The sequence below is a fragment of the Yinghuangia seranimata genome (assembly GCF_029953285.1).
In the GTDB taxonomy this organism is placed as follows: domain Bacteria; phylum Actinomycetota; class Actinomycetes; order Streptomycetales; family Streptomycetaceae; genus Yinghuangia; species Yinghuangia seranimata.
Map to the genome: position 1 here is coordinate 1 of NZ_JASAOI010000057.1, position 24437 is coordinate 24437.

Genomic DNA, 24437 nt, shown 5'->3' on the forward strand with positions numbered 1-24437 from the left:
AGCCACCCGTCGCTGGCAACAGCGGTGCCAGCACGTCCCATTCGGCCTGCGTCAGATCACCACGACCCACGACCAGCACAACGATCGACCGGGACGACAGTCACAAGATCCTCAAAACGCTGCCTAGCGGGCTGGGCGCGCACTCGTCATGACTCCGCCGCGTCGGCGGCCACCAGCCGGTTGAAGTGCGGGCACGCGGCCACGTCGTCGCGCTCGCAGCCCAGCGCGCACTCCACGATCTCCAGCGCCGCCGTCGCCGCCGCGATCCTGGCGCGCAGCGCGTCGGCCTCGGCCTCGAGGACCGCGCGGCGGTCGGTCGACCCCTCGGCGTCGACCAGGAGGCGGATCGCCTCCAGCCCCAGTCCCGCCTTTTTCGCGCGCAGAATGACCGCGACGCGGCGTTCCTCGGCCGGGCCGTACCGGCGCCGGCCGGCCGGGTCGCGGTCGGGGGTGAGCAGGCCTACGGACTCCCAGTGGCGCAACACGTGCGCGGCCAGCCCGAACCGCGCGGCCAGCGCGCCGATCCCCGTCGCCGTCGCGGGCGTGGCGGTTGACGTCATGTCGGCATTAAGTCGCAGGCCGGCCCGCGTGTCGAAGCGATCCGCCTCCCCTGTCCCGGACTTCGCGCACAACGACCTGCCGGCCCGCCCCGACGGAGCCGGAAAGCGCCCCGACGCCGCGCGTCGCCGCGACCACCCCACCGGGTCTCGGGCCGGACAAAATCCTATAAACAGAACGTTGCGTTTCGTGATCTCCGGGTACCAGTCGATCGGGTGCACCCTTTACGACGAAAGGCAACGTCATGAGCGGTTTTCTCGACCGGGCCATGGAAAAGGCCAAGGAGACGGTTGCCACCGGCAAGCACAAGGCCGACGAGTTCCAGGCGAACCGCGCGCAGGGCGACCTGTACAAGCAACTCGGTGCCGCCTACTACGCCGAGCAGCGACAGGGCGCGTCGCACGACGAGGTCGCCCGGCTGCTGGGTCTGCTCGAGGAGCACGAGCGCGTCCACGGGCGCAGCACCGGCAACCCCGAGGACGGGCCCATGGGCCTCGCCTGACCGCGCCGCGTCCGGCGCACGCCCGACCCATGCAGGCCCGCCCGCCGCACCGCCACGGCGCCTCCGCCGCCCCGCTCAGTCCGTCCCGTCCACCCCTGACTCCGCCTCCGGACCGGCCTTCGGTGTGTCGGTCGCCGCGCCCGGCCCGAACCGCACCACCGTGATCGACGGCCGCCGGTTCCGCACCACCGGGATCAGGTGCGCGTGCGGCGCGACGCGCGTGTAGAAGAACCCGCGTCCGGGAGCGAGCGCGAGGTCGCGGATCTCGACGATGTTCGGGTGGGCGCCGTGCAGCTTCCAGCGCTCCGACGCGTCCATCCCCCACGGCATCGGCGGAGCGACATAGCCCTCGCGGGTCTTCATGCGGCCCTTGACGGTCTGCGCGCTGAACCACCGCGGCACGGCGTCCAGCACCAGTTCGCCGCCGGGGAAGCGTTCCGCGCACCGCGCGATCAGCAGCCGCACCTCGGCGGGCTTGAGGTACATGAGCAGGCCCTGCGCGGTGACGACGACGCCGCGGGACGCGTCGACCTCGTCCATCCACCGGTCGTCCAACGCCGAGCACGCGACGTGCCGCACGCGCGGTTCGGCCGGCAGCAGCTTGCGGCGCAGCTCGACGATGTCGGGCAGGTCGACGGACAGCCAGGTCAGCCGCCCGTTGTCGACGCGCCAGAACTGCGTCTCGAGGCCTTCGCCGAGTGCGACGACGGTCGCCTCGGGGTGCTCGTCGAGGAACGCGCGGATGCGTTCGTCGAACGTGCGCGCCCGCAGCGCCTGCCCCTGCGCGCTGCCCATGTGGGCCTTGCCGAACCGGCGTTCGAACGGATAGTCGATGCCGTCGAGCAGTTCGACGGCCATCGGGTCGTCGAGCACCGCGTCCGGCCGCCGCGCCTCCATCGCGCGGTGGTAGAGCGTCCACAGCAGCGTCTCCGCCACCCCGTCGAGTGCGACCCGGGTACGCGGACCGTTCATCGTCGCCGGCGCCATGTCGACCTCCTCCTGCCGCCCTCTCCCGACCACGCTAGTGCGCACGCCGGGAAAACACCGGCAAGTCGGCCGTGAAGCCGCGCGATCCTGACGACCCGGCGCGCGGCGGCCGTCGCGCGGCGGGTCGTCACGCGTGGGCGACCGCGAGCACCGCGACGCCGGTCAGCACCGCCGCGCCCGCGGTCAGGCGGAGGTAGCCGAGGCGTTCGCGGAAGACGACCGTCCCGATGACGGCCGCGAACAGGATGCTCGTCTCGCGAAGTGCCGCCACGGTGGCGAGGTTGCCGTGCGTCTGCGCCCAGATCACCACGCCGTACGCGATGAGCGACAGCACGCCGCCCACCAGGCCGGGGACGAGCGCGGGTCGCAGCTGTCCCGCGAGCGCACGCCCGCGCCGGGCCCGGGCGGACAGGATCAGGAGCGGTGCGTGGCACAGGAACATCCACGCCAGGTAGCCGACCACGGTTCCCGATTCGCGGCCGCCGGTGCCGTCGACGACGGTGTACGCGGCGATCACCACGCCTGTTCCCGCGGCCGCGCCGAGCGCGGGCAGTTGGGCGCGGCGCGGAAGCCCGTCCTCGAAAGCGAGCCCGACCAGCCCGCACGAGACCACCAGCACCCCGGCTGCGGTGCCCGGCGAGAGCGGCTCGGCGAGGACGGTCGCCGACACCACCGCGACGAGCAGCGGGGCGGTGCCGCGCGCGATCGGGTACATCTGGCCGAAGTCGCCCAGCTCGTACGCCCGCAGCAGCAGCGCCTGGTAGGCCACGTGCAGCACGGCCGACGCCGCGATGTACGGCCACGCCGCGGCGTGCGGCAGCGGCACCAGGCAGACCAGGACCGCCGAGCAAGCCGTGTACGCGATGTTCATCAGCGTGAAGCCGACGAGCTTGTCCTTCATGCCGTGCGCGAGCGCGTTCCACGTCGCGTGCATGACGGCCGCGCCGAGCACGGCCGCAGGGACGACGGCGCCCACCCCGATCGCCGGAAGCATTCCGTACTCCCCTCCGCTCTCGGAATCCCGTTCCGCGATACTATGCATTCATGGAATCTGGTTCCACTGCGGGTCAGGAGCTGGCCGCCCGGATCCGCGCCGGGCTGCCCGAACTGCGCGAGACCGAGGCCCGCGTCGCCCGCGTGCTCCTCGACAAGGGCGCCGATCTGCTGCATCTGAGCGTGAGCGACGTCGCGGAACTCGCCGGCACCGCACCGTCGTCCGTCGTGCGCGCCTGCCAACGGCTGGGTTTCCGCGGATACCAGGAGGTCAAGATCGCGGCCGCCCGCATGGCGCCCGCCGCTGCGCCGGACGCCGACGCGGACGCCGATCCGGCCGCGCGGGCGCTCGCCGACACCGTGCGCGCGGCGAAGGCCGCCCTCGACGGCCTGGCCGTGACCGCGCCGCCCGAACGGCTGCGCGCCGCCGCCGACGCGCTGGCCGCCGCGTCGCAGGTGCTCGTCGTCGGCATCGGCCTGTCCGGCGCGGTGGCGGCCGACGCGGCGTACCGGCTGCGCGCGCTGGGGCTGTTCGTGGACGCGCCCGCAGACGCCATGACGGCGCAGCTCGCCGCCGGGCGGTTGAACGCGGATGCGGTGTGCCTCGCGGTCAGCCACTCGGGCGCGTCCCGCAGCGTCGTCGACGCGGCCCGGCGGGCCCGCGCCGGCGGCGCGTCGGTCGTCGCGCTCACCAGCTACGCCCGTTCACCGCTGACCGAGACGGCCACGCACACCCTGGTCGCGGGCGGCCAGGACGCCGTGTTCGGCCTGGAGACCACCGCCAGCCGCCTCGCGCACCTCGCCGTCGTGGACGCCCTCGCGCTCACCGTGCTGGCGCTGCGCGGCGAACCCGCCGAACAGGCACTGCGGCGCTCGGCGGACGTCAACGCGGATCACGCGTACTGAGACGCCGGCTTGCCCGCAAGGCGGCCCGCGTCCGGGGTCAGTCCGTGCGCGGCAGACCGGGCCAGACCTCGACCGCCCGGGCCGCGGCGTCGCGTACCGCGGTGGCGTCCAGTTCCACGGCGGTCTCCGGGACGCCCTCGGCGGGCCATGCGACCACCAGCGTCAGCGGTCCTGCGGTCGGCAGCTGGGACAGGTGCAGGTCCACGTCGTAGTGGTGGGCGCCGCCGGTGTGCGGGCTCAGGGTCAGGGTCAACGGGTCGGCTTCTCCGCGCTGTTCGCCGTCCAGGGTGGTGACGCGCCGCCCGTCGGACAGCCGCAGGCCGCAGCGCAGCCCGTCGGCCGAGTCCGGGCCCACGTGGTCGAACAACCGACTTGTGCGGACACGGCGCAGGAACACCGCCAACCGCAACGTCACGGAGTACGGCCAGACCTGCCAGCCCGTCAGGAACACGCGTGCGTCCGGCCCGGCGGCGACCGGCCGGGTGTCGTCTATGTACGCCGGGACGAACCAGTCCGTCGGCGCGAACTCCTTGCCGCCGCCGGGGACGTACGCGCTGAGCACCATCTCGTCCGGCACCTGCCGCTGAGGCGGATCAGGCATGACGAGACCTTCGAAGAAACCCATGTGGCCAGCGTCTCAGTTGCCACCGACACCACCACGCGCCCCGCAGGCCAGGCGAGTTCACCGGCGCACCGCACGCGCACCCGGATGCGGCCGAAAAGAGATCCACAAAACGCCGGGCACCGGAGACGCTCCACCACTACCGTGCCCCGCATGCCACTCGCCTACATCGCCCTCGCCTCCGGTCGGTCCGTCGAGCTCACCGACCTGCGTGTGGACATGACGTACGCCGGCGTGCTCGAGGGCGGTCCGTTCAAACGGCTGAACGACGAGATCGTCGCGTCCTCGGTCCGGTACGCCGAAAAGGCCTTCCCCGGGACCCCCGTGCACCTGGTCGAGCCCGTGCGCACGCCGCTCGACCGGGAGCCGAACCCGCGCCGCGGACCGGCCGAACTGCTCCCGTCGGTGCGGTGCGTCGGCGGGTTCAGCTCGGCACCGCTCGACACGGACCTCGAGTCCGGACTCGACTACTCCCGGCTCGTGGTGGTCTGGTTCCAGCCCGAGCCCGCGCTGCCGACGTCCGAGGGCACGCAGGCCCTGCTGCGCGACATCCCGTGGGAGAGCCTGGCCGAGGACCGCGCGGACTGAGCGGCATACCCGAGGGGGTTCCCTCGATCTTGCATCCCCGCTGGCCAGATCACCTGTCGCGGCATCCATACTGCTGCCAGCACGAAGGTCGTCGGGACGGGGGTACGGGGGTGCGACGGTGGCGACAGCGATAGCGCCGGGGAGTTCGGCAACGGGGACGGCACCGGCCGCGCGGCCCGTGCCCGAGCCCCCGGCGGCGCCCGACCCGGGCGTCGGCAGGGTGCGTCGGCTGCGCGCCGCGGTGGCGACGACGCCTGGGCGGCTGCGGCTCGCGAGTGCCGTACTCGCCGTGCTGATGGTCACGTTCGCGGCGGTGGCCGCGTTGCAGGCGTTCGACCGGGCGAGCGCGGCCGACCGGCTCGCGAGCGACACAGGACCGCTCAGCCGCCGGGCCACCGAGATCTACCGCTCGCTCGCCGACGCCGACACCACGGCCGCCGGCGGGTTCCTGCTCGGCGACAAGGAGCCGCCCGCCCTACGTCAGCGGTACCAGGACGACCTGGCGACCGCCGCGCGGCTGTTGACGGAGTCCGCCACGTCCAGCGGCGGTTCGGCCGAGGCGCAGCGGCTCATCGCCTCGCTGAACACGCAACTCCCGCAGTACGCCGGCCAGGTGGAGACCGCGCGGGCACTGTCCCGGCAGCGCCTGCCGCTCGGCGGGGCGTACCTGCGCTACGCCTCCGCGCAGATGCAGGACACCATGCTCGCCGACGCCCAGCGCCTGGTCGACACGCAGCAGCGGCGCCTGGACGACGACTTCGCCGCGGCCGAGGCGTTCCCGACAACGGCCGTCCTGCTCGCCGCGGTCACGCTGCTGGCCCTCGGCTACTGCCAGCTGGCGCTGTTCCGGCGTACGTCCCGGGTGTTCAACATCGGGCTGCTGGCGGCGTCGGCGGCGGTGCTCGTCGGCATGCTGTGGCTCGCCGTCGGCGCGGTGTCCGCGGGCGACGCCCTGGCGAAGGGGCGCGACGACGGCGCGCACCCGCTGCGCCTGCTCGGCCAGGCCCGCATCGACGCGTTGCAGGCGCACGCCGCCGAGAACCTGGACCTGGTGGCGCGCGGCGGCAGCGAGAAGTACACCGTGCGCTGGAACGAGGAGCAGAACACCCTCGCGCCCGCCGACCCGGCCAAGGGCACGCTGCGCGACGCGGTGCGTGCCGCCCCGGACGCCGCACGGACGCAAATGGCCTCCGGTGTGGCCCAGTTCGAGCAGTGGAAGGCCCGCCACGGCGCCGCCGCCGCGAAGGGCACCGACTACGACGCGCAGCTCGCGCTGACCATCAGCGCCACGGCCGCCGACACGTCCGACGCCGCGTTCACCGCGATGGACGGCAGCCTCGCGCAGGCCGCGGCGGCCGAGGACAAGGCGTTCGCGGACGCGGTGCACGGCGTGGACGGCGACCTGCGCATCCTGGGCATCGGCGTCGCCGTGCTGGCCGTGCTCGGCGCGGCGAGCGCGGTCCGCGGAATCGACCGCCGCCTGGCGGAATACCGGTAGGGGGCCGAAGTGCTGCAGCGAATCAACCGGTTCGGCCGCCGGGCGGCCGCCGCCTCGGCGACGCTCGTCCTCGTCGCCGCCGTCGCGAACGCCGACGGCTCCCCCGCTGTCTCGCAGGCGCCGCCCCCCGAGGTCCGGGTCGCCGCCGCGCCGCAGGCCGACGACACCTGCGACACCAAGTCCAGCCTGCCGCCCGCGAAGAACGTGAACGGCGCGAAGATCCAGAAGATCCGCGCCGCCGGCACCCTGGTCGTGGGCATCGACCTGAACAGCTACCACTGGGGCTACCGGAACCCGGGCACCGGCAAGATCGAGGGCTTCGACATCGACCTCGCGCACGCGATCGCCGCGTCGGTCCTCGGCGACCCGAACAAGATCACGTACAAAGCCGTGCCGACCGCGCGCCGCATCGACGCCCTCAAGTCGGGTGAGGTCGACATGATCGTCCGCACGATGACGATCACCTGCGACCGGCTGAAGGACATCTCGTTCTCGGTCCCGTACTTCCGCGTCAGCCAGTCCGCGGTGGTCCCGGTCAGCGCGCCGGAGGCCGCCACGATAGACCAGGCGCTCGTCGGGAAGCGGGTGTGCGCCGCCGACAAGTCGTCCTCGTCCACCGAACTGGCCACCGGCAAGTACCCGGCCACGTCCGTCACCATCGTGGAGAACCAGCTCGACTGCCTGGTGCTCATGCAGCTCGGCAAGATCGACACGACGCTCGCGGACACCGTCCTCGCGTACGCACAGGCCGCGCAGGACCCGGGGGTCCGCGTCGAGAAGCCCCGGATCGTCCCGGCCTACATGGGCGTCGGCATGAACAAGGCCGACACCGACCTGATCGCGTGGGTCAACCAGGTCATCGCGGACTACCGGTCCAGCGGCGGCTGGCAGACCAGCTACGACCAGTGGCTCAGGCCGACGATGGAAGACCCCGGGCAGTACCTGCCGTGACGCCCGCCCGTGGCGCCGTGCCACGGGCACCTCGGCGCGGATGCCCCGCGACCCGACAAGATAGGGGTGCGGGGCACGACGACGAGGAGAGCGCATGAGCGGGTTCGCCGACGACCGATACGACCGGATGGTGTACCGGCGCTGTGGGCGCAGCGGGCTCCGGCTGCCGGAGATCTCCCTCGGCCTGTGGCAGAACTTCGGCGACGAGAAGCCGCTGTCGACGTCGCGGGCCATCCTGCGGCGGGCCTTCGACCTCGGCGTCACGCACTTCGACCTCGCCAACAACTACGGCAAGCCGTACGGCTCCGCCGAGACCAACTTCGGCCGGATCCTGCGCGAGGACTTCGCCGGGCTCCGCGACGAGCTGGTCATCTCGACCAAGGCCGGCTGGGACATGTGGCCGGGCCCGTACGGCGACCTCGGCTCGCGCAAGTACCTGACGGCGAGCCTCGACCAGAGCCTGAAGCGCATGGGCCTGGACTACGTGGACGTCTTCTACTCGCACCGGCCCGACCCGGAGACGCCGCTCGAAGAGACGATGGGCGCGCTGGACCACGCCGTGCGGCAGGGCAAGGCGCTGTACGTGGGCATCTCCTCGTACAACGCGGAGCAGACCCACGAGGCGGTGCGGATCCTGCGCGAGATGGGGACACCGCTGCTGATCCACCAGCCGGCGTACTCGATGCTGGACCGCTGGGTGGAGCCGCACCTGATGGACGTGCTGGGTGCGGAAGGCGTCGGGTGCATCGCGTTCTCGCCGCTCGCGCAGGGGCTGCTGACGAGCCGCTACCTGGAGGGCATCCCGGAGGGCTCGCGTGCGACGCAGGGCTACTCGCTGGGCTCCGACCGGGTCACGGAGGACCTGCGCGAAACGCTGCGCGCCCTGAACGCCCTTGCCGCCGGGCGCGGGCAGACGCTGGCGCAGATGGCGCTCGCGTGGGTGCTGCGCGACCCGCGCATGACGTCGGCCCTGATCGGCGCGAGCAGCGTGACGCAGCTGGAGGAGAACCTCGCCGCCCGCGACAACCTGGCCTTCGACGAGGCCGAGCTGGCAGAGATCGACAAGCTGCTGGCGGGGCGGACGGTCGAGTCCTGACGGCGTGGGACGGGCGCGGCCGGCACTCGTTCCTGCCGGCCGCGCCCGTCCGAGCGTCAATCGTCCAGCGTGCCCATGGTCAGGTTCAGCGTGGTGCCGGTCAGCCCGCCCGCCCGGTCCGACGCCGCGAACACCGCGGCGCCGGCGACCTCGTCGAGGACCATCACGCGGCCGGTGTGGTTCATACCCGCCAGGTAGCCCTGGAACTGCTCCCAGTCCAGGTCGGACGGCTTGGACGCGAAGACCTCCCGCATCAGGCTCGACTCGGGGATGCCGGCCGGGCGCAGGCCGACCACGCGCAGGCCCTGCGGGCCGAGTTCGGCGGAGAGGTCGCGGGTGAGCGCCTCCTTGGCGGCGGCAGCGGCGCCGTACCCGCCGTTCAGCTGCGTGCCGGCCCGCGACAGCAGCGGGGTGACGGTCATGATGACGCCGGACCGGTTCGGGAGCATGTGCCGGGCCGCGGCCGTCGCGGTGAGGAAGTACGAGCGGGTGAACTCCGCGATCGGCGTGTCGAACCGCTCGGCGTCCAGCTCCACGAGCGGCGTGCCGATGAGCCCGCGGCCCGGGACGCCGACCGCGTTGAAGGAGACGTCGACCCGGCCGGCCCGCTCGACCACCGACCGCAGGTGCCGCCCGATCGCCTCCTCGTCGAGCGCGTCGACCTCGGTGGCGTCGGCCGACCCGCCCGCCGCGGCGATCTCCTTGGCGACCGCATCGACGGGGCCGAGGCGACGGCCGGTGAGGTAGACGTCCGCCCCCTCGGCGGCGAACGCGCGTGCCACCGCACCGCCGATCGCGCCCCCGGCGCCGTAGACGACGGCGGCCTTGTTCTGCAGGAACATCTCGATTTCCCCTTCTCGCCCGACGGCCCCACCGCGGAACCGCCGTGCATGCAGACACCCCGGTCCCGGGAAAACGGTCGGCCGAGGACCGCCCAGTTCGGGCCTCGGCCGGTGTCCGTACAGGCAAGGAGTCAACGGACGGAAGGCGAGGCCGAGCCGCGGTGGAGACGACGGACCTGATCACCCGGGCGCGCGCAGGCGACGGCGACGCGTTCCGCAAGCTGACCGAGCCGCACTGGCACGAGCTGCAGGTGCACTGCTACCGGATGCTCGGGTCGTTCCAGGACGCCGAGGACGTCCTCCAGGAGACGCTGCTCGCGGCGTGGCAGGGGCTCCGCTCGTTCCAGGGGCGGGCGTCGCTGCGGACGTGGCTCTACCGGATCGCGACCAACCGCTGCCTCAACGCCCGTCGGTCGGCGGGACGGCGGGCGGCCAAGGAGTGGGACATCCCCGGCATCGAGCCGCCGGAGCCGACGCGGCTCGGCGAGGTCGTGTGGCTGGAGCCGTACCCGGACGCCCTGCTCGCAGACGCGGTCCCGGTCGGACCAGAGGCGCGCTACGAGCAGACCGAGTCGATGACGCTGGCCTTCGTGACGGCGCTGCAACTGCTCCCGCCGCGCCAGCTCGCCGTGTTGATCCTGCGCGACGTCCTCGGCTTCCACGCCCACGAGGTGGCCGACATGCTCGACACCTCCCTCGACTCCGTCAACAGCGCCCTCCGCCGCGCCCGCGCGGGCCTCGAACGCCGCCGCCGGCCCGACACCGACGGTGAGCCCGCCCCCGCCGCCGGGTCCCCGGCCGAGGAGGCCATCGTGGCGCGCTTCGTCAGCGCGTACGAATCGGCGGACCTGGACGCGGTCGTCGAACTGCTGACCGACGACGTGTTCATCTCGATGCCGCCGATGCCGCTGGAGTACGAGGGCCGGGTTGCGGCGGCCGCCTTCTGCGCCGAACTCTTCGGCTCGGGACGGCGCTTCGACCTCGTTCCGACGCGGGCGAACGGCCAGCCGGCCTTCGGCGCGTACCTGAGGACCCCGGGCGGGGTGCGGCACGGCATCGGCCTGCTGGTGCTGAGGCTGAGCGGCGACCGGATCAGCGCGATGACGAGGTTCGAGAGCGGTTCGCTGGCATGGTTCGGGTTGCCGCGGTCGCTACCGAGCTGAGCCGGGTCCGTCCTTGGGGATGCCCTCGCTCTCCTGAGTGGCGTCGCGCGGTCACTTCGTCAGGCCGTGCCTCCGCCGGTAGTCGCGCACGATGAACAGGACCAGCGGCCCCCACAACACCGTTGGCAGGTACGCGAATCCGACCCAGAACGCCCCGCTGTCCGTCATGTCGTCGTGCGGCATGAGCCACCAGAGCAGGAACTGCCCCCACAGGAGGACCAACACGACCCCGACGACCGTCCACGTACGGGCGACACGCCGAGGGGCGAGGTACTTTCCGCCGATGCGCGGGACCCACCTGGGGACGACCTCGCCCCATGGCCGGACGAGGGAGAGCGTGAGCAGCGCGAGGACTTCACTGCCGACGGTCAGGAAGAGCATCCATGCGCCGCCCCAGCCCTGGGCGTTCATGTCGTGGTAGCCGGCATCCGTATAGCCGCTGTGCGACCCGGCTATCAGCGACAGCCGCCACAGGCCCGCCGGCAGGGACACGATCGTGGTGACGTGCGCCGCCCACACCGCCCTGTGCGGGGCCGGGGCGACGGGCGTGGCGGCGGGACGGGACGCGGCGGGATCCGTGGTGGTGGGCACCCTGCCATCGTGACGATCTTCGCGGCGCGGAACCTCGTCCGCGCGGACCGGATCGGAATCCTGCCCGAAGACGATGCCCCTCTGCGCGCAAACCTGCTGCTCGGCGCCCTGATCCCGAAGAACCAGGGCCACCCGAGCCGCGGCCCCTCACCCCAACCGCTCGTCGAGGAACCCCCGGACCAACGCGGCGAACTCAGCGGTATGCGTCAGGTAGAAGTCGTGTCCCGCGCCGCCGATCTCGACGAGGCCGGTGTTGGCGCGCCGAGCGACCATGTCCTTCGCGTGGTGCGGTTCGACGGCTTCGCTGTCGCCGCCGCGCACGAGGAGCGCGGGCATGGTCGAGGCGGTCCACGCGGACCACCAGTCGCCGCGCGTAGCCCGCCTGGCCGCGAAGACGTTCTCGGCGCGCCACAGGAAGCCCCACCCGTCGGGGTGTTCGACGGCGCTCTCGTAGAAGTGGCCGATGTCGCCGCCGACGTACGGCGCGAGCGCGTGGCTGAGGGCGGCGAAGCTCGGGAACCGTCGCGGTAGTCCGGACAGCGGGTCGGGGATACCTCCGGCCGGGGGCCGCAGGTCGACGGCCTGGTCGGCGATGACGAGCGCGCTGACGAGCTCGGGCCGGCGCGCCGCGAGGTGATACGCGACGGCACCGCCCAGCGAGTGCCCGATGACGGCGGTGGGGCCGAGCCCAAGCCCCTCAATCACCGCCGCCGCGTCCCCGACGAGCCCGTCGAGCGTGTACTCGTCGGGGTGGTCGGACAGCCCGTGGCCGCGCTGGTCGTACGCGACGAGCCGGTACGCGGGGCCCAGTTCCGCGCCGAGGCCGAGCAGCGAGCGGCCGCGCCCGTACGCCCCGTGCAGCGCGAGGACGGGCCGTCCGGGCCCGCCGAGGTCGACGTAACTGAGCCGGGTGCCGTCGTGCGAGACCAGGTTGCGGGCGGTGACGGTAGCGGTCATGGAGGTGTCCTCGTCGTCAGCAGGGAGCGTGGGGCGGCAGCCGCGGCTGACTCTAACAGAGTTATCTCGTTTAGAGTTAGCTCGATCACGAGTTATCGTTCTCCCACGCACGAGGAGGAACGTTGCTGACGCTGAGCATCCTGGGGTTCCTGTACGAAGGCCCCCTGCACGCGTACGACCTGCGCGCCCGCATCTCCGGCCTGAGCGGCCACGTCCGCCCGGTCAGCGACGGCGCGCTCTACCCGGCACTCGACCGCCTGGAGAAGGCCGGCCACCTGACCCGCCACACCGAACCGGGCCACGGCGCCGCCCCCCGCCGCGTCCTGACCCTCACCGACACCGGCCGCGCCGAACTCCTCCGCCGCCTCGCGGACCCCGCCGACGTCGAGATCACCGACCGCAACAGCTTCTTCGTCCTCCTGGCCTTCCTCGGCCACCTCCAGGACCGCACCGCCCAGGCCCAGGTCCTCCGCCGCCGCCTGGACTTCATGGACAAGCCCGCCAGCTTCTTCTACGCCGACGGCAAGCCCCTCCGCGCCGAACAGTTCGACGACCCCTTCCGCCGAGGCATGCTCACCCTCGCCCGCGCCACCAGCAAGTCCGACCGCACCTGGCTCCGCGAAACCATCGCCGAACTGGAGGCATAGGGCCGTACGGGCTCAACCGGATTGCCCTGCGGGCCGCCCTCGATCCATGTTCTTCCGCGCTGTCGCGATGAACGGATGCCCTGGGCCAGCGACTGTGCGCAGAGCGATCTTCGCGGCAGGTTGAAGCAGACGCTCCCCGGGCCGCGCGTGCCCCGGGCACGCAGGCGTACCCTCGCGCGGCGCCGCGCGGTCCCTCAACCGGCGAAGGTCACGCCTCTGTGCCTGTCAGCAGTGGCTGGATCAGGGGCACGTACCGGTCGGCGATCTCGTCGTGGGTCATGTCGCGTAGGTGCTTTGCGCGGACCATCGCGTACAGGGCGCCGAGCCCGAGGAGGACGCCGATGGCCATTTCGGCGCGGAGGGGGGCGTCCGGGCCGGGGAGGCGGGCGGCTAGGCGGGTGACGACCTGGGCGCGGAAGTTGATGCGGGCTTCGCGGCCCTGTTCTTCGTGTTGGCGGGAGAAGGCGATGCGGAGGAGCGGGTCGCGGGTCTGTTCGACCTGGGTGGCGAGGAGGTGGAGGACCATGTGGCGGGCGAGGCCGTCGAGGGGGGCGTCGAAGAGGGCGGTGGCGTCTTCTTCGAAGGTGAAGACCTGGGCGAACAGGTGTTCCTTGCTGCCGAAGTACTTCATCACCAGCGCCGGGCTGACCCCGGCGTCGCTCGCGATGGCCGCGATGGTGGTGTCGGCGTACGCGTGCCGGGCGAAGGCCCGCCGCGCCGCGGCGAGGATGTCCGCGCGGCGGGCGTCCGCGTCACGCGGACGGTTCACCGGCGCGGGCGCCGCGCTCGACTCCTGAGGCTTCGGCGGCGTCAGATGTGCTTCGGACAACGGTCTCACTCTCCGGGGTACGCGGTTGCCGCGCGTGGCGCGGGATGAAGCAGGCTGCCGCGCAAGCGAGCAGCGCCACCGCGCCCGCCAGCACGAACGCGATGCGGTACCCGTCGAGCGTAGGCGCGGTCACGCCTTCGCCGAACGCCCGCGTGTGGGACGCGAGGACGGACGCGACCGCCGCGCTGCACAACGCCTGGCCGATGGTGCGCATCAGCACGTTGAGCCCGTTCGCCGCCGCGGTCTGCTCGATCGGTACGGCGCGCATGACGAGCATCGGCAGTGCCGAGTACGCGAGCGCGGTGCCCAGGGACACCACCGCCGCCCCCGCGATGACCGCCCACAGCTCGCGGCTGTCGGCGATGCGGACGACGTAGCCCAGCGCGATCACCGCGGCCCCGATCGCCAGTGTCACCTTCGCTCCGCGCGCGGCGGAGATCCGGGCGGAGACGGGTGCGCACAGGGTCATGATGACGCCCGCCGGGAGCAGGCACAGGCCGGCCGCGACGACGGACAGGCCCAGCCCGTAGCCGGTGGCCTCCGGCGCCTGGACGAGCTGCGCGGTCACCAGCGAGTTGGCGTAGAACGCGAACCCGGCCAGCAGCGCCGCGACGTGCGGCAGCAGGACGGCCGGACGCGCGGCCAGCCGCAGGTCCACGAGCGGCAGCGCCGCGCCCCACTGGTAGCGGCCCCACGCCGCCAGGACGACGAGCCCCGCGCCGGCGAGGCCGAGCGTGCGGGTGTCCGCCCACCCCCAGTCGCCGCCCTTCGAGACGGCGAGCAGCAGGCACACCATCCCGGCGGCGAGCCCGAGGGCGCCGGGTATGTCGAAGCGGCCGGGCGACCGCCCCGGCACCTCGTCGACGAAGCGCCAGGCCAGGACGAACACGAGCGCGCCGAGGCCGGTCGTCGCCCAGAACATCGCGTGCCAGTCGGCGTATTGCACGAGCAGCGCCGCGAGCGGCAGGCCGAACGCGGCGCCGATGCCGACCGTGGAGCTCATCAAAGCGACGGCCGATCCCGTGCGTTCGGGCGGCAGCAGGTCGCGCAGGATGCTGATCGCGAGCGGTATGACGGCGGCGCCGACGCCCTGCAGACCACGCCCGACGATGAGCCACGCCAGGTCGGACGTCAGCCCGCACAGCAACGAGCCGAGGGTGAGCGCGGCGAGGGACAGCAGCAGCACGCGCCGCTTGCCGTACATGTCACCGGCGCGGCCGAGGAGCGGAGTGGCGACGGCCGCGGCGAGGAGCGTGATCGTGACGACCCACCCGACGTCCACGGGCGCCGAACCGGTCAGCCTCGGCAGTTCGGGCAGCAGCGGGACGACCGCGGTCTGCACGAGCGTCGTGACGATGCCGCCGAACGCGAGCACGGGGACGACCCCGCGGCTGCGAATCGCGGGCACGGCTGTGCGCACGGGCGTACTCCTCAGCGAGGTGAATGGCTGTTCACCAACGGTAGGTGAACAGTCATTCACCTCGCAAGGCTGATCCCGGACGGCACCGCATCGTCAATTTCAGATTGACGAGCAGAAGACGTCAACCTACGGTTGACGCATGAGCCCACTCAACATCAGCCTCGCCGACCTGATCGCCCGTATCGACGAGGAACTCCCCGACGCCGGCGACCTGGCCCGCATCAGCGAGGCGCACCTGCGCGCCCAGACCCTGTCCGCCCTCGGCGACCAGCTCCTCGACCACTACGTCGGCAAGGCCAGGCAGGCCGGCGTGCCCTGGAGCGAGATCGGCAACGCCATCGGAGTGTCCAAACAGGCCGCCCAACAACGCCATGCCTTCGAGCGGTTCACCGACCTGAACCGGCACTGCATCGTGCTGGCGCAGGAGGCCGCCCGCACGCACAAGCACGACTCCATCGGCACCGAGCACATCCTGCTCGGCCTCCTCGGTGAGACGCGGGGCCTGGCGTACGAGGTGCTGACGGCGAAGACCGGGTCGGAGCAGCGCGTCCGCGACGCGATCGAGGAAGCGATGCAGCCGGCCGGGACCAAGGCGCCGCGCGGCCACATCGCGTTCCGCCCGGAGAGCAAGGAGGCCATCGAACAGGCGTCCCGGGCATCGGCCGACCTCGGCCACGACTGGGTCGGCACGGAACACATGCTGCTGGGCCTGATCCGCGTCGAAGCGAGCGTGGCGGCCCGGATCCTGCACGACCTCGGCTTCACGTCGGACGAACTGCACGAGACGGTCAGGGCCGGGACCAGCCAACAATCCGCCGCGCGCGACAAGTAGCCGCTGGACGCACGGCGTTCGGCCCAGCCCGAAAGGCATGACGCATCAGGTGCCGCGCCCCAACGATGAACGGCCGACCGCCCCTGTCGCCGTGTCGCGGGACGGCCCTTGTGCGGGTCGCCGCGACGGCGGCCCTCGCGTCCGGGTCGCCGTGGGCGAGCGAGGCCACCCAGGTCGGCGCCCGGCTACCCGCCCGACACCACCGGCAGCACGGCCAGTCCGCGCACCCGCAGCGACGGACGCCACTCCGCCGTACGCGACGCCGACAGCCGCAGCCCCGGCAGGCGGTCGAGCAGCACTCCCAGCGCCACCTCCGCCTCCAGCCGGGCGAGCGGGGCGCCGATGCAGTAGTGGATGCCCTGCCCGAAGCTGAGGTGCCGCTGCAGGTCCTCGCGTGCGGTGTCGACCACGTCGGGGGCGACAAAACGGCGCGGGTCGCGGTTGGCGGTGGCCAGGGACAGCATGACGGTGTCGCCCGCCGGGATCTTCGTTCCGCCGATCTCGACGTCCTCGACCGGGAAGCGCCGGATCGCCAGCAGCGCGGGCGACTCGTGCCGGGCGACCTCGTCCACGAGTGCGGCGATCCCGGCCCCGTCGCCCTCCGCCGCGGCCGCGCGCACCGCCGGGTCGGCCAGCAGCGCATGCGCCGAACTCGCGATCAGGTTCGCCGAGTTCTCGTAGCCCGCGAACAGCAGCAGGAACGCCAGCGAGGTCAACTCGTCCTCGCTGAGCCGGTCGTCGGCGTCCCGCGCGGCGACCAGCGCCGACAGCAGGTCGACGCCCGGGTCGGCGCGCTTCTCCGCCACCAGAGCGGTGAAGAACGCGTACATCTCGCGGACGACCGCCGCCATGCCCTCACGGGTCGCGCCCGCACCCAGCAACCCCGCCGTCCAGTCGCGGAAGCGGACCCTCGACTCCTCGGGCACGCCCAGCAGTTCGGAGATGGCGAGCACCGCGTACGGCGTCGCGAAGCCGGCCACCAGGTCCGCCTCGCCCGCCGCCTCGAGGTCCGCCGCCAGGCCGTCGGCGAGCCGCTGCGCCGCGGCCTCCAACCGGGGCCGCAGTTCGGCGACGCGGCGGGCCGTGAACGCCGGCCCTGCGAGACGCCGCAGCCGGGTGTGGTCCGGCGGATCGAGGTTGAGCAGGTTCGCGTCGAGCGCGGGCGGCAGCGAAAAGCCCTGGTAGCCACCGGGCTTGGCGTTGCGCTTGGACAGCGACAGGCGCGGGTCCGCGAGCGCCGCGTGTACGTCGGCGTAGCGGGTGACCAGCCACACCGAGGTGCCGTCCGGCATCGCCACCTGGTGCACGGGCCCGGCTTCGCGCAGCCGGGCGCCGATGCCGTGCGGGTCCTCTGCGTACGCCGTCGCCATGTCGCTCATCCGGCGATCATGCCATCGGTGCGGACGCACCGCTAATGAGCTGGACACGGCACGTGACGGTGACGCAAGATCGGTGCAGAGCACGGCGCGAAGAGCACGCGGGGCCCACCCGCGAAGGCGCTTCGGCCGACTGTGAACGCACCTCCCGGTGCGCCACGTCCCGGTTACTTCTTTCCTCAAGAATCCGATACCGGGCGTATTTCGATCTCGGGAGGACGGGTGTGGTGGGTGTCCGGTGCGCAGGCATCGGTTACTTCATTGGATATCGCTGTCGCGGGTTCAAATCCCGCTCGCCGGCCTTCGGGCCGGCGGTAGCTCAGCTTGGTAGAGCACGATAATTACCGAAGCCGCTTTGATCTCGGGCGCCCTCCACACCCTCCGATCCTCCCCTCCGCAGCCTTTCCCACGGGGGGATTTCCGCATGTCCAAGTTCAACACCCGCGCCGCGCGGGCCGTTCCGACCGGCCCGGTGCGGACCACGTCCGACACCGCCCGAACGTACGAGGGCGGGCCTGCCTACCTGCGCGAACCGCGCGGTGAGCTGCTGCTGTTCGCGCTGACCAACATGGTCGGCGAGGACACCTTCTACGAGTCGGCCACCGCCCGCGACCAGCGCTTCAACGACCTCGTGCACACCGTCGCCGTCGAGGACGGCTACTGGATGCTCGGCTTCGTCGGCTGGCTGCGGGACGCCGCCGGCATGCGCTCGGCGAGCCTGGTCGCCGCGGCCGAGGCCGTGCACGCGCGGCTGACGGCCCGCACGCTGAACGGCTTCAACCGGCAGATCATCGGCGCGGCGCTGAAGCGCCCCGACGAGCCGGGCGAGATGCTCGCGTACTGGACGGCACGGCACGGCCGGAAGATCCCGAAGCCGGTCAAGCGCGGTGTCGCCGACGCGGCGGCGCGGCTCTACAGCGAGCGGTCGCTGCTCAAGTACGACACCGACAGCAAGGGCTTCCGGTTCGCCGACGTCCTGGAGCTGACGCACGCCTCCCCGGCCGACGACAAGCCGTGGCAGGGCGAGCTGTTCAAGCACGCCATCGACCGGCGGCACAAGCGGGACGAGACGGTGCCCGAGCGCCTGCGCACGATCGCGGCCAACCGCGCGCTGCGCGAGGCGGCCGAGGCCGACCCGGAGGTGCTGCTCGACGCGGAGGCGCTGCGCGCGGCGGGCATGACGTGGGAGGACGTGCTCTCGCTCGCGGGCCCGCGGGTCGACAAGGCGAAGCTGTGGACGTCCATCGCTCCGTCGATGGGCATCATGGCGCTGATCCGCAACGTGCGGAACTTCGACCAGGCGCGGCTGCCGGACGACGTGGCCGAGGCCATCGCGGCGCGCATCTGCGACCCGGAGGCCATCGCCGCGTCGCGGCTGTTCCCGTACCGCTTCCTGTCCGCGCACCGCGCGGCGCCGACGCAGCGGTGGGGCCACGCGCTCGACAAGGCGCTGACCGCGGCGACGGCGAACGTCCCGGCGCTGCCCGGGCGGACGCTGGTCCTGGTCGACACGTCCGGCAGCATGCTCAGCACCGTGTCGAAGCGCTCGCAGGTGCGGCACGTCGACATCGGCGCGCTGTTCGGCGTCGCCCTGGCCCACCGCGGCGCGGAGGTCGACCTGGTCGGCTTCGCGAACGGGCACTTCAGGCAACCGCTGCGCAAATGGGGCTCCGCGCTGGCCGACATCGACCGGTTCTGCGCGCGCGTCGGCGAAGTCGGCCACGGGACGGAGACGGTCGCGGCGCTGAAGGCCACGTACAACGGGCACGACCGCGTGGTCCTGATCTCGGACATGCAGGCGTTCCGCTGGGCGGGCGACAGCGAACTGACGGTGTCCGAGGCCATCCCGGCCGACGTGCCCATGTTCGGCGTGAACACGACCGGCTACGCCCCGACCGTGATCGCGAGCGGCACCCCGAACCGCTACGAGATCGGCGGGTTCAGCGACAAGCTGTTCACGCTGATGGAACTCCTGGTGCAGGGCAAGGACGCCGGCTGGCCGTGGGAGTAGCGCGCCCTAGTCGATGAGGGCGGCCGGCAGTTCGTCCAGCGTCTGCAGGACGCGGATGCCCGGCTCGACCGTCGTGGCGGAAGCGGTACGCCCGCGGTCGAGCCAGTAGGCGCGCAGCCCCGCCTCACGGGCGCCGACGGCGTCGAGGTCGTACTTGTCCCCGACGTACGCCACTTCGTGGGGCGGGAGTCCGAGAGCGCGGCAGCCCGCGGCGAAGATACTCGCCGCGGGCTTCGCCGCGCCGTGCTGCTCCGAGCAGACCAGCGCGTCGGCGACGTAGGGCAGCAGGCCGATGACGTCGAGCTTGTGGCGCTGGTGGTCGGCCGAGGAGTTGGACACGATGCCGAGGCGGTAGTCCGGGGCGAGCTTGCGGAGCACGGGCTCGGCGTCGGGGAACGCCGCCCAGTTGGCGTTGCGGAGGACGGTGTAGCGGCCGAACCATGCGGCGGCCTCGTCGTCCGAGACCTCCGACGGCCCGGCGTGGGCGAGGAACCTCCGGGCGCGCTCGCGCTGTTGCTGCGCGAAGGTGAGCTCGCCGTTCAGGAAGCGCGTGTACTCCTCCACCATGATCCGATGCCACAGGTCGAACGCCGCGGCCGGCTCGGGGAACGCGTCGATCAACCCCTCCGCCCGCAGATGGGCAATAACACCGACCCGGTCCGAGCCGGTGTAGTCGAAGAGGGTGTCGTCCACGTCGAACAACACACCACGGATCGGCATCAGGTCTGTCCCTTCGGGGCTGTGCGGGAGGTCGAACGGTCAGCGAGGCGGTTCGGGACCGCCACGACGATCCTGCCTCAGCCCGCCTCCTCCATGATCACCCGGGCCCGGCCGTCGGCGAGCCTGAACCGCCCTGAGCACCCGCAGCTCCGGTGACACCCTGCGGGTCACGCCGACCCGGTCGAGGTGTTCCATCAGGGGCACGGCCACCCGACGTGTCGTGCCCAGCGCCTCGCGGGCCTGGCTCAGGGTGAAGGGTTCGGCCAGGAGGGAGAGTTCCGCGGCCGCGAGCTCCGCGGCGGACGGCAGCAGGTAGACGTCGCCGCCCACTCTGAGCAACCGCCCCGCCGCCACGGCGACGGAGAGCTCACGCGTTGTCAGCCCGGCCGCGTCCAGCTCCGCAGCCGACGGTGCCGTGAACGGCGTTGCCCGCAGGGCGGCTTCGACCTGCCGCAGGGCGCGCTCCGCTCGCTCGGGCAGCGTGGCCGCCACGCCGGGACGGTGGACCCCCCACCCGTCCGAGACCAGACGCGTCTCGGCCACCAAGGCGTCGAGCAGCTTCACGTCGGGCAGCCCGAGGTCGCGTGCCGCCGCCTCGCCGGGCAGCCCCGGGGCGAGCGGATGGGCGGCGGCGCGGGTGTCCACGGCAGCGAGCAGGGCCTCGCGCCACGCATCCCATCGCGCCGGGTCGACGAGCCATCCGGCCGCTGACACCACCGTCGCAGGATCGGCATCGTCCGCACTCAAAATGTCCAGGGCCAGGAGGAGTTCGCGACGTACCGCGCCCCGCCGCACGACCTCACCCGCTGGATCGGGCCGCCGCGCCACCCCCTCCAACACGAGAGCCCGCGCGGCCCGTGCCCTGCGGCCGCTCAGTCTCGGCGGGGCGGCGTCGATGACGTCTGCCCCCGCGACGACGCTTCGCCGTCCCGGGTCGTGCAACGCCACGCGTTCCCCGTGGGCGACCGGCAGCGGGGTGGCCAGGGTCAGGCGTGCCGTGTCCGAGCCGCCGAGCGTCCGGGTGCGCACGGGCACCGCCGCCGATCCGATGTGCAGGGTCAACTGCTCGGGCAGCGCGCGCCTTCGCGCCTCGTCCGTCGGCCGAAGGTCGTGGAGTCGTACGTCGAGTTCGGCGGTGCTGTGCCATCCTCCCGGCGCGATCAGGGCATCCCCGCGCCGGACTTCGTCCCTGCCGACACCCCGCAGGTTGACCGCGACCCGGGCCACCGCGTCGGCGCGGTCCACGGTCGTCTTGAGCGACTCGAGGCCGCGGATCCCGACCGGTCGCCCGGAGGGCACAAGCACCAGCTCGTCCCCGGCCGCGAGCGTCCCGCCGCCCAGGGTTCCGGTGACCACAGTCCCGGCGCCGCGGACGGTGAACACCCGGTCCACCCACAGCCGGGCGGGCCGAACGAGGTCCGGCGCGGGCAGCCGTCGCGCCAGCCGGTCCAGGGCGTCGCGCAGTTCCGGCAGTCCTTCCCCGGTCACGCCGCTGACCGCCACGTGCTCCGCGTCCGCGAGCGGCGTGCCGGCCAGATGCAACGCGGCTTCCTCCGAGGCCAGTTCGGCGTCCCCGAGGTCGGATCGGGTGATCGCCACGACGCCGTGCCGTACGTCCAATGCCCTTAGCGCCGCGACGTGTTCGCTCGTCTGCCGGCACCAGCCCTCGTCCGCCGCGACCACGAGCAGCACGGCCGGGACGGGCCCGAACCCGGCCAGGGCGTTGCCGAAGAACCGCTGGTGTCCCGGGACGTCCACGAAGGCCGCGACTGCGCCCGACGGCAGCGTCGTCCACACGTACCCGAGGTCGATGGTCATGCCGCGCCGCCGTTCCTCCGCCCAGCGGTCCGGCTCCATGCCGGTCAGGGCGCGCAGCAGCGTCGACTTGCCGTGGTCCACGTGCCCGGCGGTCGCGATGACGTGCATGTCAGGCCGCGCCCAGTGCCCGCGCCACCACGTGCACGGCGTCATACAGCAGGTCGTCGTCGTGCGGCGGCACACACCGCAGGTCCAGGACGCACCGGCCGCGTTCGACCCGGCCCACCACGCACGGCCGTCCGGTGCGCAGCGGTTCGGCGTACGCCTCGGGCACCCGTACCGCCCAGCCGGGCAGCACCACGCCGGGCGCGCCTCCCCCGCCGACCGCACCGTCGCTTGAAGCGGCCTCCGCGTCGATCCCGTCCACCGCCAGCCGCGCCGCAAGCGCCCGGGCGCGTGCCTCCAGCAGCCCGGCGTCGGCGTGCAGTGCGGCGTGTGTGGGGGTGGCGGGCACCGCCAACGTGGCCTCCAGCGCGGCCAGGGTGAGCTTGTCGACGCGCAGTGCGCGCGCGAGCGGGTGGCGCCGCAAGCCTTCCACCAACTCCCGCTCCCCCAGCAGGAGTCCGGCCTGGGGCCCGCCGAGGAGTTTGTCGCCGCTGGCGGTGACGAGGTCGGCGCCGGCGGTGAGCCAGGTGGCGGCGTCGGGCTCGTCGGCCAGGAGCGGGTCGGGGGCGAGCAGTCCGGACCCGATGTCGGCGACGACGAGGGCGTCCAACGCGGCGAGTTCGCGCACCGGGACGTCGCGCGTGAAGCCCTCGATGCGGAAGTTCGACGGGTGGATCTTGAGGATGAACCCGGTGTCGGGGCCGATCGCGTCCGCGTAGTCGCGCAGGTGGGTGCGGTTGGTGGTGCCGACCTCGCGCAGCCGCGCGCCGGTGCTCGCAAGGAGGTCAGGGATGCGGAACCCGTCGCCGATCTCGACGAGTTCGCCCCGGCTGACGATGATCTCGCGGCCCGAGGCAAGCGCGGTGGCGGCCAGCACGAGCGCGGCCGCGCCGTTGTTGACGACGTGCACGGCCCCGGCGGCGGGCACCTTGCGGGCGAGCAGGTCGAGCGCGCCGCGGCCGCGCCGGGCGCGGCCGCCGGTCGCGGTGTCGAACTCCACGTCCACATACCCGGCGGCCAGCGCCACCGCGTCGACGGCCTGGCGCGCCAGCGGGGCGCGACCGAGGTTGGTGTGCAGGACGACACCGGTCGCGTTGACCACCGGGGTGAGGCCGACGGGCGGGTCCGACACACCCTCGTGCCCCGTGCCCAGCAGGGCCCGGACGGTGTCCGGGACGGCCTCCGGTGCGATGTGCCCGTCCCGGGCGCGCTGCTGCGCCTCGCGGACGGCGGCCTTGACGACGTCGCGGCCGAGCCGCGCCTCAGCGGCGTGCAGTTGCGGGTGCGAGAGAAGGATGTCGGTGCGCGGGATGGCACGCCGCGGGTCGGCGGCGGCGCGTTCGTCCGCGGTCACCGCACCACCAGCGTCCGCTCGCCCCGCGCGACGAGTTCGCCGATCACCGGCGCCCCCGGCACCTCGCCCGCGACCAGGAGCCCGCCCGACGTCTGTGCGTCGGCCAGCAGCAGACGGTCCTCCTCCCCCACGTGCGGCCCCCATGCGGTGTGCGGCTCCACCCAGGCCAGGTTGCGCCGCGTGCCGCCGCTCACGTGCCCGGCCCGCACCGCCTCGCGCGCGCCGTCGAGGTACGGCACGGCCGCCGCGTCCACGACCGCGGTGACGCCGCTGGCGCGGGCCAGCTTGTAGAGGTGGCCGAGCAGCCCGAAGCCCGTGACGTCGGTCGCGCACTCGGCCCCTGCGGCCAGTGCCGCGCGCGAGGCGTCGGCGTTGAGCGCCGTCATGGCCTCGACGGCGGCGGGGAACGCCTCGCCGGTGGCTTTGTGACGGGTGTTCAGCACCCCGATGCCCAGCGGCTTCGTCAGCGACAGCGGCACTCCCGCCCGGCCGCGGTCGTTGCGCAGCAGGCGTTCCGGGTCGGCGATGCCGGTGACCGCGAGCCCGTACTTGGGTTCGGCGTCGTCGACGCTGTGCCCTCCGGCCAGGTGGCAGCCCGCCGCCGAGGTGACGTCGAGGCCGCCGCGCAGCACCTCGCGGGCCAGTTCGAGCGGCAGCAGGTCGCGCGGCCAGGCCAGCAGGTTGACGGCGACGAGCGGCGTGCCGCCCATCGCGTACACGTCCGAGAGGGCGTTGGCGGCGGCGATGCGGCCCCAGTCGTAGGGGTCGTCGACGACCGGGGTGAAGAAGTCCGTGGTGAGCACGACGGCCCGTCCGCCCTCGATCCGGACCACCGCCGCGTCGTCGCCGTGCTCCAGCCCGACGACGAGTCCGTTCGATGCCAGGGGAGTTCCGGAAGCGCCGGGCAACGACGCGACGACCGCCTCGAGTTCGCCCGGAGGGATCTTGCAGGCGCAGCCGCCGCCGCGCGCGTACTGCGTCAGCCGGGAGGTCGGCGCCGAGGCCGGTCGGCGTGCCTCGTCGGCCTGTTCGGCGGCGGTCTGCGGGTCTCCCACATGCGTCATACGCTGC

Annotated in this window: 24 protein-coding genes; 10 read left to right on the plus strand and 14 right to left on the minus strand. The window is 73.0% G+C overall.

The annotated features are described in order from the left end of the window. Positions 1-146 precede the first annotated feature (146 nt). Positions 147-560, minus strand: coding sequence for a MerR family transcriptional regulator (locus QI554_RS33390; RefSeq protein ID WP_281475508.1), 414 nt, complete (start codon positions 558-560; stop codon positions 147-149). Between the two features lie 242 nt (positions 561-802). Here QI554_RS33390 and QI554_RS33395 point away from each other — a divergent pair, with 242 nt between their 5' ends. Then, positions 803-1060, plus strand: a complete 258-nt coding sequence (locus QI554_RS33395) for a hypothetical protein (RefSeq protein ID WP_281475510.1) — start codon at positions 803-805, stop codon at positions 1058-1060. A 75-nt stretch (positions 1061-1135) separates the two neighbouring features. Here the strand turns inward: QI554_RS33395 and QI554_RS33400 are convergent, their stop codons facing one another. Both QI554_RS33400 and QI554_RS33405 read right to left on the minus strand, forming a co-directional pair. Beyond that, the gene (locus QI554_RS33400) at positions 1136-2047 is read right to left on the minus strand and encodes a class I SAM-dependent methyltransferase (protein WP_281475512.1); all 912 of its coding nucleotides are present in this window, start codon (positions 2045-2047) and stop codon (positions 1136-1138) included. Positions 2048-2174: 127 nt separating this feature from the next. After that, positions 2175-3041, minus strand: a complete 867-nt coding sequence (locus tag QI554_RS33405; RefSeq protein WP_425528100.1) for an EamA family transporter — start codon at positions 3039-3041, stop codon at positions 2175-2177. Positions 3042-3091: 50 nt separating this feature from the next. Here QI554_RS33405 and QI554_RS33410 point away from each other — a divergent pair, with 50 nt between their 5' ends. Next, a complete protein-coding gene (locus QI554_RS33410) occupies positions 3092-3946 on the plus strand; it encodes a MurR/RpiR family transcriptional regulator (RefSeq protein WP_281475514.1) in 855 nt (284 codons plus the stop codon). A gap of 37 nt (positions 3947-3983) precedes the next feature. Here QI554_RS33410 and QI554_RS33415 read toward each other — a convergent pair whose 3' ends face one another. Further along, the gene (locus tag QI554_RS33415) at positions 3984-4547 is read right to left on the minus strand and encodes a hypothetical protein (protein WP_281475516.1); all 564 of its coding nucleotides are present in this window, start codon (positions 4545-4547) and stop codon (positions 3984-3986) included. A gap of 174 nt (positions 4548-4721) precedes the next feature. On the opposite strand from QI554_RS33415, the gene QI554_RS33420 reads away from it, so the two are divergent. The 4 genes from QI554_RS33420 to mgrA all read left to right on the plus strand — a co-directional run bounded on the left by QI554_RS33420 (position 4722) and on the right by mgrA (position 8701). Beyond that, positions 4722-5156 carry a hypothetical protein gene (locus QI554_RS33420; RefSeq protein ID WP_281475519.1) on the plus strand — a complete coding sequence of 145 codons (435 nt, stop codon included), beginning with the start codon at positions 4722-4724 and terminating at the stop codon, positions 5154-5156. Between the two features lie 118 nt (positions 5157-5274). Continuing rightward, the gene (locus tag QI554_RS33425) at positions 5275-6654 is read left to right on the plus strand and encodes a hypothetical protein (protein WP_281475520.1); all 1380 of its coding nucleotides are present in this window, start codon (positions 5275-5277) and stop codon (positions 6652-6654) included. 9 nt (positions 6655-6663) lie between these two features. Next, complete coding sequence (locus QI554_RS33430; protein ID WP_281475523.1) at positions 6664-7605, plus strand: glutamate ABC transporter substrate-binding protein; 942 nt, start codon at positions 6664-6666, stop codon at positions 7603-7605. Between the two features lie 94 nt (positions 7606-7699). Further along, positions 7700-8701: an L-glyceraldehyde 3-phosphate reductase gene (gene mgrA, locus QI554_RS33435; RefSeq protein ID WP_281475524.1), complete on the plus strand. Its 1002-nt coding sequence runs from the start codon at positions 7700-7702 to the stop codon at positions 8699-8701. Positions 8702-8757: 56 nt separating this feature from the next. Here mgrA and QI554_RS33440 read toward each other — a convergent pair whose 3' ends face one another. Beyond that, positions 8758-9543, minus strand: a complete 786-nt coding sequence (locus QI554_RS33440; protein ID WP_281475526.1) for an SDR family NAD(P)-dependent oxidoreductase — start codon at positions 9541-9543, stop codon at positions 8758-8760. Positions 9544-9704: 161 nt separating this feature from the next. On the opposite strand from QI554_RS33440, the gene QI554_RS33445 reads away from it, so the two are divergent. Next, complete coding sequence (locus QI554_RS33445) at positions 9705-10706, plus strand: sigma-70 family RNA polymerase sigma factor (protein ID WP_281475528.1); 1002 nt, start codon at positions 9705-9707, stop codon at positions 10704-10706. Positions 10707-10757: 51 nt separating this feature from the next. Here QI554_RS33445 and QI554_RS33450 read toward each other — a convergent pair whose 3' ends face one another. Together QI554_RS33450 and QI554_RS33455 are read right to left on the minus strand one after the other, a co-directional pair. Further along, positions 10758-11297, minus strand: a complete 540-nt coding sequence (locus tag QI554_RS33450; protein WP_281475529.1) for a hypothetical protein — start codon at positions 11295-11297, stop codon at positions 10758-10760. 147 nt (positions 11298-11444) lie between these two features. Beyond that, positions 11445-12254 (minus strand): alpha/beta fold hydrolase, encoded by an 810-nt coding sequence (locus QI554_RS33455; protein WP_281475530.1) that lies wholly within the window; start codon positions 12252-12254, stop codon positions 11445-11447. A gap of 122 nt (positions 12255-12376) precedes the next feature. On the opposite strand from QI554_RS33455, the gene QI554_RS33460 reads away from it, so the two are divergent. After that, positions 12377-12901 carry a PadR family transcriptional regulator gene (locus QI554_RS33460; RefSeq protein WP_281475531.1) on the plus strand — a complete coding sequence of 175 codons (525 nt, stop codon included), beginning with the start codon at positions 12377-12379 and terminating at the stop codon, positions 12899-12901. Between the two features lie 208 nt (positions 12902-13109). Here QI554_RS33460 and QI554_RS33465 read toward each other — a convergent pair whose 3' ends face one another. Together QI554_RS33465 and QI554_RS33470 are read right to left on the minus strand one after the other, a co-directional pair. Continuing rightward, positions 13110-13670 carry a TetR/AcrR family transcriptional regulator gene (locus QI554_RS33465; protein ID WP_281475532.1) on the minus strand — a complete coding sequence of 187 codons (561 nt, stop codon included), beginning with the start codon at positions 13668-13670 and terminating at the stop codon, positions 13110-13112. After that, the gene (locus QI554_RS33470; RefSeq protein WP_281475534.1) at positions 13654-15150 is read right to left on the minus strand and encodes an MFS transporter; all 1497 of its coding nucleotides are present in this window, start codon (positions 15148-15150) and stop codon (positions 13654-13656) included. Before QI554_RS33470 ends, QI554_RS33465 begins: the two co-directional genes overlap by 17 nt. Before the next feature lie 139 nt (positions 15151-15289). On the opposite strand from QI554_RS33470, the gene QI554_RS33475 reads away from it, so the two are divergent. Continuing rightward, positions 15290-15982: a Clp protease N-terminal domain-containing protein gene (locus QI554_RS33475; RefSeq protein WP_281475536.1), complete on the plus strand. Its 693-nt coding sequence runs from the start codon at positions 15290-15292 to the stop codon at positions 15980-15982. A 185-nt stretch (positions 15983-16167) separates the two neighbouring features. On the opposite strand, the gene QI554_RS33480 is transcribed toward QI554_RS33475, so the two are convergent. Next, entirely contained in the window at positions 16168-17361 is a 1194-nt protein-coding gene (locus tag QI554_RS33480; RefSeq protein WP_281475537.1) for a cytochrome P450 family protein, read from the minus strand. Positions 17362-17782: 421 nt separating this feature from the next. Between QI554_RS33480 and QI554_RS33485 the strand changes: the two genes are divergently transcribed. Further along, positions 17783-19369, plus strand: coding sequence for a TROVE domain-containing protein (locus tag QI554_RS33485; protein ID WP_281475539.1), 1587 nt, complete (start codon positions 17783-17785; stop codon positions 19367-19369). Positions 19370-19375: 6 nt separating this feature from the next. Here the strand turns inward: QI554_RS33485 and QI554_RS33490 are convergent, their stop codons facing one another. Genes QI554_RS33490 through selD form a run of 4 tightly spaced genes read right to left on the minus strand, consistent with a single transcriptional unit; the run spans position 19376 to position 24430 of the window. Continuing rightward, positions 19376-20089: an HAD family hydrolase gene (locus tag QI554_RS33490; RefSeq protein ID WP_281475541.1), complete on the minus strand. Its 714-nt coding sequence runs from the start codon at positions 20087-20089 to the stop codon at positions 19376-19378. A gap of 39 nt (positions 20090-20128) precedes the next feature. Beyond that, entirely contained in the window at positions 20129-22060 is a 1932-nt protein-coding gene (selB, locus tag QI554_RS33495) for a selenocysteine-specific translation elongation factor (protein WP_281475543.1), read from the minus strand. Next, entirely contained in the window at positions 22017-23366 is a 1350-nt protein-coding gene (gene selA, locus QI554_RS33500) for an L-seryl-tRNA(Sec) selenium transferase (protein WP_281475544.1), read from the minus strand. The genes selB and selA overlap by 44 nt, the downstream gene beginning before the upstream one ends. Continuing rightward, a complete protein-coding gene (selD, locus tag QI554_RS33505; protein ID WP_281475545.1) occupies positions 23363-24430 on the minus strand; it encodes a selenide, water dikinase SelD in 1068 nt (355 codons plus the stop codon). Before selD ends, selA begins: the two co-directional genes overlap by 4 nt. Positions 24431-24437: the final 7 nt, after the last annotated feature.